This window comes from Meiothermus hypogaeus (assembly GCF_003574035.1).
In the GTDB taxonomy this organism is placed as follows: Bacteria; Deinococcota; Deinococci; order Deinococcales; family Thermaceae; genus Meiothermus; species Meiothermus hypogaeus.
This window is the reverse complement of sequence record NZ_QWKY01000093.1, coordinates 1-10324: the sequence shown is the minus strand read 5'-3', so window position 1 is coordinate 10324 and position 10324 is coordinate 1. Positions and strand designations below refer to the sequence as shown.

The 10324-nt window shown below is 59.8% G+C and carries 13 protein-coding genes; 4 read left to right on the top strand and 9 right to left on the bottom strand.

Features of this window, described 5'->3' with window-relative positions; translation table 11 throughout:
- On the top strand, window positions 1-263 hold a 263-nt coding region (locus Mhypo_RS18405; protein ID WP_420845996.1), incomplete at its 5' end, for a hypothetical protein.
- Between the two features lie 198 nt (window positions 264-461).
- Here Mhypo_RS18405 and Mhypo_RS15645 read toward each other — a convergent pair.
- The 9 genes from Mhypo_RS15645 to Mhypo_RS15605 all read right to left on the bottom strand — a co-directional run bounded on the left by Mhypo_RS15645 (window position 462) and on the right by Mhypo_RS15605 (window position 9071).
- Window positions 462-1046 (bottom strand): response regulator transcription factor, encoded by a 585-nt coding sequence (locus Mhypo_RS15645; protein ID WP_119342200.1) that lies wholly within the window; start codon window positions 1044-1046, stop codon window positions 462-464.
- Window positions 1047-1267: 221 nt separating this feature from the next.
- A complete protein-coding gene (locus Mhypo_RS15640; RefSeq protein ID WP_119342199.1) occupies window positions 1268-2050 on the bottom strand; it encodes a PilW family protein in 783 nt (260 codons plus the stop codon).
- Between the two features lie 11 nt (window positions 2051-2061).
- Complete coding sequence (locus Mhypo_RS15635; protein WP_119342198.1) at window positions 2062-2502, bottom strand: type IV pilus modification PilV family protein; 441 nt, start codon at window positions 2500-2502, stop codon at window positions 2062-2064.
- Entirely contained in the window at window positions 2502-2927 is a 426-nt protein-coding gene (locus Mhypo_RS15630) for a pilus assembly FimT family protein (protein ID WP_119342197.1), read from the bottom strand. The genes Mhypo_RS15635 and Mhypo_RS15630 overlap by 1 nt, the downstream gene beginning before the upstream one ends.
- Window positions 2924-3259, bottom strand: a complete 336-nt coding sequence (locus tag Mhypo_RS15625; RefSeq protein WP_119342196.1) for a hypothetical protein — start codon at window positions 3257-3259, stop codon at window positions 2924-2926. Before Mhypo_RS15625 ends, Mhypo_RS15630 begins: the two co-directional genes overlap by 4 nt.
- A gap of 4 nt (window positions 3260-3263) precedes the next feature.
- On the bottom strand, window positions 3264-5507 hold the full coding sequence (locus tag Mhypo_RS15620) for a hypothetical protein (RefSeq protein WP_119342195.1): 2244 nt from the start codon (window positions 5505-5507) through the stop codon (window positions 3264-3266).
- Between the two features lie 253 nt (window positions 5508-5760).
- Entirely contained in the window at window positions 5761-6750 is a 990-nt protein-coding gene (locus Mhypo_RS15615; RefSeq protein ID WP_119342194.1) for a sensor histidine kinase, read from the bottom strand.
- A gap of 93 nt (window positions 6751-6843) precedes the next feature.
- Entirely contained in the window at window positions 6844-8508 is a 1665-nt protein-coding gene (locus Mhypo_RS15610) for a PilX N-terminal domain-containing pilus assembly protein (RefSeq protein WP_119342193.1), read from the bottom strand.
- A complete protein-coding gene (locus tag Mhypo_RS15605; protein ID WP_240637288.1) occupies window positions 8508-9071 on the bottom strand; it encodes a prepilin-type cleavage/methylation domain-containing protein in 564 nt (187 codons plus the stop codon). The genes Mhypo_RS15610 and Mhypo_RS15605 overlap by 1 nt, the downstream gene beginning before the upstream one ends.
- 143 nt (window positions 9072-9214) lie before the next feature.
- Between Mhypo_RS15605 and Mhypo_RS15600 the strand changes: the two genes are divergently transcribed.
- The 3 genes from Mhypo_RS15600 to Mhypo_RS15590 all read left to right on the top strand — a co-directional run.
- Window positions 9215-9721, top strand: a complete 507-nt coding sequence (locus Mhypo_RS15600; protein WP_119342192.1) for a helix-turn-helix domain-containing protein — start codon at window positions 9215-9217, stop codon at window positions 9719-9721.
- A gap of 187 nt (window positions 9722-9908) precedes the next feature.
- Window positions 9909-10097: a hypothetical protein gene (locus Mhypo_RS15595; protein ID WP_119342191.1), complete on the top strand. Its 189-nt coding sequence runs from the start codon at window positions 9909-9911 to the stop codon at window positions 10095-10097.
- A 99-nt stretch (window positions 10098-10196) separates the two neighbouring features.
- A partial coding sequence (locus Mhypo_RS15590; protein WP_119341926.1) for a DUF4277 domain-containing protein occupies window positions 10197-10324 on the top strand: 128 nt, incomplete at its 3' end.

Sequence of the window (10324 nt, the reverse complement as noted above, 5' to 3'; positions counted from 1 at the left end):
AAGAAGTCCTTGCCGCCTGGAAAGCTCGTTGGGATCTGGAGCGGGTGCATCGCCTGCTCAAACAGAACCTGGGTTTATCCAAATGCCTCTCTCGTTCCTATGCTACTCAACTCAAACATGCTGACCTGGCCATCGAGGCCCTACACCTTATTCGACAGCAAAAACAACTACATCCAGATCTTTCTTGGCGGACAGCACAGCACAATGCCGCAAAAATCCTCAAATCCCAGCTACTGACCGTACTTCCTGCCCTTTCAGTCTGACTTTATGCCCTTTTTTTTACTACTTTTCACTACAGTTCAATCTCTTGTTGAAGGGAACCACGGGGTTGGTCTCCAGCTCCCTGAGCTGGGCGTCCTCCTCTGGGGTCAAGTGGATGCGAAGAGGGGCAGGCATGTGGATAGCTTAATGCATAGGCACTTAAATCTATTCACTTTCGTCTGTCCAGGAGGAAACTACCCCTAGACGCTCAGCAAACCCAGGCTGCGGGCCCGCTCGAGGGCCTCCACGCGGTTGCGGGCCTCGAGTTTCTCGTAAAGCCGTACCAGGTGATCCTTGACGGTTTCAGGCGAGATGTGCAGGTTGCGGGCAATTTCTTTGGTGGAAAGCCCCTGGGCCATCCACTGTAATACTTCCTGCTCGCGGGCAGTCAGCTTGGGGAGTTCCGGTGCCCGCAGGCGGGGCTCTTGCCCCTGGCTGAGCCTACGTAGACGTTCGGCCAGAGCCTCAGGCGGAAGCTCTTTCGACCAGTAGGCGTCGGCACCAGCATAGGCCGCCTGCTGGATCAAGACTGGTTCGTTGAAGGTAGTCAGGAGGGTAATCAGGCCCCGGTAGCGCTGCTCGCGCAGCAAACGTGTGGCGGTGATTCCGTCCATTTGCGGCATTCGCACATCCAGCACCACCCCATCCGGCAGCAGTTGCAAGCACAGGTTCAGGGCTTCCTGTCCGTCGCCGGCCTCCCCCACCACCTCGAAGCCCTCGCGCTCGAGGGCCGCCCGCAGGCCCACGCGAAAAAGGGGGTGGTCGTCGGCAATGAGGAGTCTCATAGCATCTCTCAAGCCATAAAGCCTTCAAGCCAATTCTAAGGCCACCCGTAAACTACCAGATGTTCTTTTTTGGCGGTTTGGTTGGACTTGATCTTCACAAGTCAGGGGTATTATCGCGTTCTTCAAAGACGTAGCGAGCCATCCATCGCGGTTGCCACAAATGCTTAGTGAAGCAAACCCCGCTGTAGCGAGTATTTGCAGAAACCACCCTCACGTGGCAATCAGTTGCCAGGAGGAACAGCCCTTGGTATGCCCCTGGCAAGAATATCGGTCTGCCGAGTAGCCCGCAGGCCATTGGCATAGGCAATAGCCACTTCAACTCGTACCGATCCAATCAGAGCGTTGGCGCTGTCCAGGTTCACGCTGATTGTGTTGGTCGGGATCGCCAGAACTCGATCTATTTCACTTGCTATGCCAGCAAACGATAGGAGGCTCAGATTGGTTCCATCGTCGGTTACAGAATCGGCCACCACCCCTCTGGATTTGAATCCTGCAGAAGTCCAGTTATTGGCTACGCTGGTTGGATTGGTGTTCGCATTCCAGGTCAGGCCTCTGGCCTGGTATTCCACCAGCACCCATCCGCTGTTACCTGGCGTATTACCCAGATCGGCGGTATAGGGATCTCGAGGCTCGAGACGGTACAAAAAGCCACAGTACTGGTTCGTGGTCAGGGGGCAGTAAGCCGTTCTGGGGGGCACCAGAACTGCCAAGGCATCATCCCCGGTGACCACTGCGGTATTGGTCACGCCTGTTTGTACCGTGATGGTGGCGTTGTTGGGGAAGATATAACCGGCTTGCGATATCACATCGCTCATACGTAGGGTAGCCTGGCGAACATCCTCATTGACCCGTCCTGCTAGTACCTGGCGGGTGGTAATATCCTGGTTTTGGAAGATCAGTCGGCTCGACAGGCTCAAGACCAGGCCCAGCACCGCCATGGCAACCAGCAGCTCTACTAAAGTTATGCCCCTGGAGCTCAGGTGATTGGTGTATCCTGTGTTCATCAAAGCTCCCCCTAGCGAAGCCCGGTGGACTGCGGATTGCCGATATCGGTTACAAGGCGAGCGCGAAGGTTGGAGCCCTGCCGCACCTCCACCTCAATGCGTCGCAGGGGTGGCTGACCCGTACCGGTAAAGGCCGTACCATCGGGATTGATGACCTGAGCAGCGTTGATGGTAGCGGTCAGACCCACCGATGCGAGCTTGCTGGCCAGGGCCGACAGATCGGGCGGGGTGGAGCCTGCGGTGTAGTTGGCTGGTACGCTCCAGTGGGTGCGGTAGCGCTCTGTCACGCTTTGTACATACTCGGAAGCAAAGGCGTTGATACGGCTCTGGCGACTGATCTGCAGGCTCGAGCCGATATTGGCTGCCACCACCCCCAGCACAATGGTTAAAACCGCCAGCGCAACCAGTACCTCCACCAGGGTGAAGCCTGACATGTTGCGGTTGGACTTCATCAGGGAATCACCACCTTTCCAGTAGGTAATAGCACGACCTCCCGAGCGGGCCTCGAGCCAATCTGCAAACCCAAGCGGTACTGATTGAGGGGAAAACCTCGGCCCGCATACTGAATAGTTGAACCAGAAGGCGTAAGCGATACGATCTGTACAGCGTTGGGAACTACCATGCTACCCACCGGGCCCTCCGAGTTGGCCCACTCGAGCCGGCTGTTTGCGCCCGTGGTGATGGTAACGGTATAGCCGCGGCTTTCCGTGAGTGCGCGGTTGCCCACCGAACGCAAGGCTTCGGCTACCTCTTGTAGGGCCTGGTTGAGGCGGCTACTTTGAATGTAAGCGTTCAGGTTGGCCACCGCCAGTCCGCCCAGAATAGCCATTACGGCCAGCACGATGAGCATCTCGAGCAAGGTAAATCCCCGTCTCATGAACCACCCCGTTTGTAGTTCATTTGAAGCTGTAGCTGTTCGGGCAACTGGTTAATTTCAAATGGGTACACCTCACGCTTGCTGCCGTCCTGGAAGTTCAGCACCCATCTGCCGTTTTGCTGGGTAATGAAGTTCACCATCTCGGGTCGGATTTCCTCCAGCGCCAGGCTGCTCATGGGCCTGGCAGCGCCCGGTTGGGCTGGAGAAGCTTCCTGAATGGTCACGACAGCGGGTTTCGGGGTAGGTGCGGTGGCCTGGTTCCTTGGCCACAGCATCCAGACCAGATAGACCCCTACGGCCAGGGCCAGTGCGAAAATAATTCTGAGCACCATGGTCTCACCGCACCCTTTCGTTGGGGTCGGCAGAGAGCCGCCAGGAAACCGTCTGTCCGGGGTTGCCCACCACCAGGTTGAAGCCATAGCCCCCGTTGCGCAAACGGTGGTCGTAGTTGACCGTAAGAGCGCAGTCCTCTGTATCGGCTACAAAGTAGGTCTGCCCTGCGCTATTGCACTGCCGGCTGGTGTTGGTTGGGCTGGATAAGAAGTTATAGCGGCTGCTCTTCCACCAGCCTTTAAAGCGCCCAGGCGCCAGAATGCCCAGTTCCTTGGCAATCAATCCCCCATTCATGGCTACGCCCAGCATGCTGGTTTTGCCCGCAATGCGAAAGTTGCTGTACAAGAAAGCATCCACATGGGTGACCTGGGTTTCATAGGAAAGCGCCTGGTCGCGCACCACCCTCAAGGTACGCCCATCCTGTATGTGGATGTAACCTACTACATTGCCTGAGTTATCGCGCAAGTCCTGCCCTCCGTTACTAGGGGGAATTGAAGAAGGGCAACCATTGCTGCCAGCAGAAAGATTAGCCAGTCGACACGCAATTGCTCTGGCCTGATTGGAGGGGATACGGGCGTTGACAAGCTCGGTCTCGATGGTGTTGCGAAAACTAACTTTAGCCGATGTGCTGCCGGGAGGCGTGCCAAAGTTCCAGCGCCAGGTGTTATAGGCCAGGTTGCTCGATCCCAACAGGGCGTTTTTATAAAAGTCATCTGAAATCCACCCGGTAAAGTTGCCGCTTGGGTCTATAGAGCCAGGTCTAAAGCTATAGGAATAGGCATCCTGAGCCGGATTGGATTGGTTGGCCGCACGGGTGATCACGCGGCTGGCAGAGATTTCGGTGCCTTCCACGTTGTAATAACGGCCATCTTTGAGCACCAGCTCGTCACCCGTCTGCGTATCGTAATAGCGATTGCCGCTGTAAAAACCAAACTGAGCCCGGTAGAAGTCTGCAGATTGGCGCAGGTCCACGGGCAACAAATTCCCACTAGCGTTGCGCTCGGTGTAGTCACCTATAATGGTATTGCCCCGCGCGGCCAGCCGTAGTTCATCCCGCCCATTGGCGATGTTGAGCCGGGCGCATTGATCCGGGTCGGTCACCCCCGTACAGACCCCTTGCCCTGGCTTGGAGGGGGGGTTCTGGTAGGTCACGTTGCCCGCGATATACAAGTTGCGTCCGGCATAGATTGCGCCGCGTCCACGAACCACCCCCTTAATGACCACATCGCCGCTCACATACACATCTTTGTCCAGCACAATAGGGTTCTCGGGGGTGCCAATGAGTACCAGGTTGCCTTCGTGGGTTCGGCTAATTCCGCCCACCATCGCCGAGACCAGGGTCACCGGATTGAGCACCTGGCCAGAGCTCAGCGCTACAATGGTGCCACCTCTAAGACTACCGTTCGCACTGGCCATTGCTACCGAGCGCTTGATGGGGGGAAAATCGGGGATGCCGTCGCCGTCGGTATCTTGGGGTAGGGCCGAGTTGGTGGAGTTGGCCTCTACATCCCCGGTGACTAGCGAGCCGTTAATCTTATAGGCATTCAGTGTACCGGTTCCGTTGGCCGAGTAGTTACCGCGCGTCAAAGCTCCCTCACCGTTCCGAGGGGTGTCGTCGTTGGTGATGGTGCGCGCAGCATAGAGGTTACCCCGAATGACGGAGCCCCCCTCATGAGCACCCGAACCCTGTCCATTCACACCCTCATTGCCCCAGCCAGGGCGGTGGTGAAACAAAGCCCCCACATCCCCATTGACCCGCAGGTGGCAGTACATGCAGTTGGTGGTCTCGGAGAGCATGGCCAGCTTAAAGACATCGTTTTGCCCAAAGCTGATCCGCCGGACTACCGTCTGACTTTCGTTGCCTCGGCTGGCGGTAGAGGCCACCTCGATCCAGCCGTACTCCGCGCCCACGCCCGAAGTACCCAGTACCCGCCAGCGTCCGGTTATTCCATTGCCCAGGTCTACGGTGGCGGTGGGGGGGTTTGTGCTGACCTGGTCTAAATAGGCCGGCACGCTGATGCCCCGGCTGCGGTAATCGAGCACAAGTTGCAACCGGGCGCGTTCCGAGAGGCCGTCGGCGGATTGGGCCAGCTCGTCGCGGACGCTGACTGTTCGACCATTTCGTAGCTCGCTGAGCACGCTGGCGCTGAGGGTGGTAAAAATCGCGATCACAATCACCACCGCCACCAGCACGGTAACAAGTGCGATTCCTTTCCTAGCGAAGGGGTTGGTTTGTCCAGACTTCATGGCGACACCTCGTCAACTTTCCTTATAACCAGTGTGAGCAGGACTGGCCTTTCGCTACACCCCCAGATGGGGGCTTCGGTGTTACGTTAATGTGTTGTTAATGCATTAACCCAAAGGTTATTTTGTGGGCAATTACCCATTCGAGAGCGCGTTTCTGCATGTTTTCAAAGACCCCCTCGTCTATGGCCAAAAATCACAAGCCGTATCCCGATGAGAGCAAATGTTTGCAGACAAAAGGGTTCCTTGCCTGGATTCACAGTAACTGAATGCGCAGCCTTGTTCCCTGGCCCCGCAAAGCCAGGTTTTCCAAGCGCCCCCCGTGCACCTCGGCCACCCGCCGGGCCACATAGAGCCCCAACCCCGCGCTGCCCGCCCGCACCCCCCGCAGGCGCTGGCTGCGAAAGGGCTGGGAGAGGGCCTCCAAGCTATCGGGCAGGCCGGGTCCATCGTCTTCGACCTCGAGCCAGCCATCCCCCGCCCTGAGTACCACCCGGCTACGGGCATGGCGCAGGGCATTCTCGGTCAGGTTGGCCACGGCCCGCTCGAGCAAGAGCCGCTCGGCGCGGGCCTGTCCGGCTCCTTCAATCTCCAGGTGCAGGCCGCGCTTTTGGGCCTGCTGGGCGTAGCGCAGGCGAAAGTCCTCCAGAATCGAGCGCAGATTGAGGTTTTCCGGCTGGATCCGCTGGGCCTCGAGGCGGCTGGCGGTGAGCAGATTTTCCACCAGCAAATAGCTGCGGTTCAGTTCGTCTTGCAAGCTGCGCAGCATTTCTTTGCGTTTTTCCGGCCCGATTTTGTCCGCCTCTTCCAGGTATTCCAGCGCCCGCAGACTGGCCAGCAGAGGGGTTTTGAGGTCGTGGGTCAGGGCAGCGTAGGTGGCCTCGCGGGCTTCCAGCAACTCCCGCAGGTGATCCAGTACTTCCTCGAAGCCCTCGCGCAGTTGTTCAATTTCGGCCGGGGGGCGCTGTTTGGGCGAGGGCAGCGAAAGTTCGGCCAGGGTGCGGCCCGCCCCGCGCAGGTAGTACAGGCTGCGGGTTAGCTCGTCCACGGGGCGCAAAAGGGTATTGGCCAGAACGTAGCCCACCCCCGCTGCAATCAGGGCCAGCACCAGCACCCAGGACAGCAAAAAAAGCGATGTCTCGAGGGGCTCCCCGCGGGCCGAGACCCAAAAGGTCAGCACAATCACCAGGTTAGGAACAAAGGCCAGTAAACCAATTACCCAGGCCAGTTGGTGCTTGAGCGGCATAGCTTCAGTCTACCTATGGCTATCGGGAATTTGTTTTTTCGCAAACGACAAAGCAACCCCCCACAGGGCGTGGGGGCAAGCAGGTGCATCGGCTTAGCGCCGCTCGTAGGACATGATCTTGAAGGAGGCGACAATGGTGTCTTCGGGGATTTGCGCCGCTACCGGGATATTCCCCATGGTCGGAACGTAGGTTACCTCGGCCTGCTGGCCAGCGTTGCACTGGTTCCCCCCCGCGCTGGTGGTGCAGAACTCGTTGGTCACCACAGTGCCCAGGGTACGCTGGTTGCGCTGGGTGCGGAAGCGGCCCCCGGCGTAGAAGATGCCCATGGCGTTGTTGGTAAGCTGCTCGATGTTGTTCTGGGCCAGCAACCCCAGCACCTGGTTGGGGAAGGTGGCCGAGCTGGCATCGGGCAGCACATCGCGGTTCAGGGTAATGCTGCCCCCCTCTACAAAAATGGAAGCATTGCGCTCGGTGGGGTTGGTGAAGTCGAAGGCCTGGTAGTTGACTGCATTGTCAAAGCTCACGTTAATGCCACTGGTATGCAGGGTTCCGTAAATTTCCAGGGTACCGGGGTTCCCTGCGATGTAGCGAAAGCCGCCGGTTCGACCATTGAGGGTGTATCGGCAGTCCATGCTGGTGTTGCCAAAACGCAGCGTGCCCCCGCTAAGAACATTTCCCGTCACGCATGAAAGCGGACTAACCGGCAAAGCACCCAAAGGGAAGAGGATGCTCGTACTGGTAATCCGGATACCCCGTTCAGCAGCTTCATCGCGCACACAGGCGGCCCAGGAACGGCTGGGGTTGGTGGTGCAGGGGGTAGAGTTGAACTCGGGGAAGCGGGGGGCCAGGGCGGGGGGCAGGTCGAAGGCGCCCCGGTCATCGGTGCAGATGCCCCGGTTAGCGGCGCACACGCTCGAGGTATTGCCATAGATGTCGTTAACTGCATCCCCCACATACGCACCCAGGAGCGGGTTGCTGGGCGTGCCGTAGCTCGAGCTCCCACTTACCTCTACCCGGCCATACTGCACCCGCAGGGTGGCACACAGGTTTGCGAGGCTGCGCATATCGCTGTTGAGGCGGCTACCAAACACGTTATCGGAGGTATAGTTGTAGTCGTTATAGAGGGCAAAATTACCGTTGGAGTCTATCACACTCCGGTCAGGGTCGCTGCTCTGGCCCTGCACATACAGCCCGCCCCGGATGGTAGCACCCCCGTTGAGGTGCTTGTTGGCGGCCCCGCGCCCGCTGAAGATGGCATAGTTCCAGGGGCCGGTGTTGGAGAGGTCGAAGGTGGCCTGGGCGATGGCCTGGGAGCCATTGAACCGGCCCACCGAGCGCACCAGCATGAAGCGCGGGCGGGTGGGGTCCTGGGCGACGGTGATGGTGTAGGTGCCGGTGCCCATCGGTACGCTGCCGGTACGGGTGGTGGGCAGGGTTTCGTTGCTTTCAATGGTACCGTTGCGGTTCCAGTCCACCCCGCCCGCCAGCACATTGCCGCACTCGCTGCGGGTGGGGGTGCGGCTCCCGCTGAAGTTGCTAACGGTCTGGTAGAGTTGCCAGCGGTAGGTCTGGAACAGGCGGGTTTTCCACTGTTGCAAGCCAGTTTCGGCCACGTAGTAGGCCTCGGTTACGCCGCGCTCGTTGCGGGCACTCCACTGGCTGACCATGGTGGTAACCGAGGTGGCAAAAGCCATAAGCGCAACGGCCACCAGGATGGCCAGCGTAACGACCAGGGCAATTCCTTGAGGTTGTCTCATCACAGCACCTCGTCGGTTTTAAGGTTGCGGATTGGCACCCGCTGGGCGATGGTGTAGGTATAGGTTCCCTGGGGCGAGGTGGCCGTAACGGTGACCAGCGCCGCCCGCACAAAGCGTTCGGTGGGATTGGCCACCGCAATACAGCCGCTGGGCAGCCCCACTTCGGTGGCGGCGGCGTCACCACAGACGTAGCGAATGTTGAGCTGGGTAATGTCGGGCGCAAACTCGCGGTAGCTGCTGGCCACAATCGCACCGGTGGGGGCCTGGCTGCAAGGCACATCGGCCCGCAGGAGGGTGGTGCCACTAAAGCTATAGCCGATGGAGCGGCATTCCTGCCCGTTGGGATAAAGGCTGGTGTGGTAGCGGGTCACGAAGGTGTCCCGCTCGCTGTCGTCGGTGCCGGTAAGGCAGGGGGTTCCGGGTGCACAGGAAACCCAGTTCGCTGCGTCAAAGCGTACCTCGTTGCCCCGGATAAAGCGGCTCGAGCCCGCCAGAATCAGATCCTGGCTAACCATCTGCAAGACCAGGCGGGCCCGGTCCTGCACCTCGTTGCGCTCTTGCACAACACGGGTGTCCTGCGACTGGCTGGCAAAAAAGCGGGTGGCGATGGCCAGTACTCCGGAAAAATTGCCAGCACCACCATCAGCTCGAGAATGGTCAAACCTCTGGTTCGCATAGCTAAGTGTCTATGCATTAAGCTATCCACATGCCTGCCCCTCTTCGCATCCACTTGACCCCAGAGGAGGACGCCCAGCTCAGGGAGCTGGAGACCAACCCCGTGGTTCCCTTCAAGGTTCGGCGCCGCGCTCAGGCGGTGCGGCTGGCCGCCCAGGGGTGGACCGCCCCCCGGATCGCCTGCCACCTGGGCCTGGACCGCTCCACCCTTCACCGCGACCTCCGGCGGTGGCTGGAAAAGGGAATAGAGGGCCTTGAGGACGGCAAGTCCCCCGGGGCCAGTCCCCGCTGGATCCCCGCCATGAGCGCCTTCCTGCGAGAGCTTTTGCAGGGGGAGGAAGCCTGGACGACGCCTCGGCTTGTGGAGGCCCTGGAGGGGCGCTTCTTCGTGACCTTCCACCCGGGGACGGTGAGGCGGAAGCTTCTGGAGATGGGGTACCGCTGGAAGCGGACGCGGTACGTGCCCATGGGGAAGCCCAGGGAGGAGGAGGTGGCGCGGTTCAAGGCGGCCCTGGAGGGGGCCCAAAGGGGGGGCTGAGGGTGTTCTTCCTTGATGAAAGTGGGTTTGGACTCTCCCTTCCTCCCACCTACGCCTGGGCGAGGACGGGAGAGGCGGTGCGGGTGCCGCGGGCCTGGGGCAAGGCGGGGCGGGTGAACGTGGTGGCACACCTGGAGAGGGGGCCTTCTGGGGGCTGGGTTCTGGGGTACAGGCTTTTGCAGGGGCGGTGCGGGACGGGGGAGTGGTGGCCTACCTGGAGGGGCTGAGCCGGGAGGGGATGCGCGGGGTGGTGTTTTTGGACAACGCGCCCTTTCACCGATCCCGTGGGTTTCAGGAGGCGGTGACCGAGGCCTTTGAAAGGCTGCAGGAGCGGATGGGGCAAGAGGTGTTGCAAAGTCTATGCGTGGGTACTTAGGCATGACTCCTCCTGTACTCGACTGCCCAGAGCACATCTGTGGCCAGCGCAACTGCACCCACATTCCGCACCCCTCCCCCCTGGCCTTAGGATTTTGGGATGGAAACCGACGCTGATCTTCAGGTCTACGACCTGGCCCACCTGGGTCTGGTGGCTGGAATCATGGATCGGATGAAGCTGGTGGAGACGGTGGATCATCAGGTAGGGCCACGCCCCAACGAGAAGGT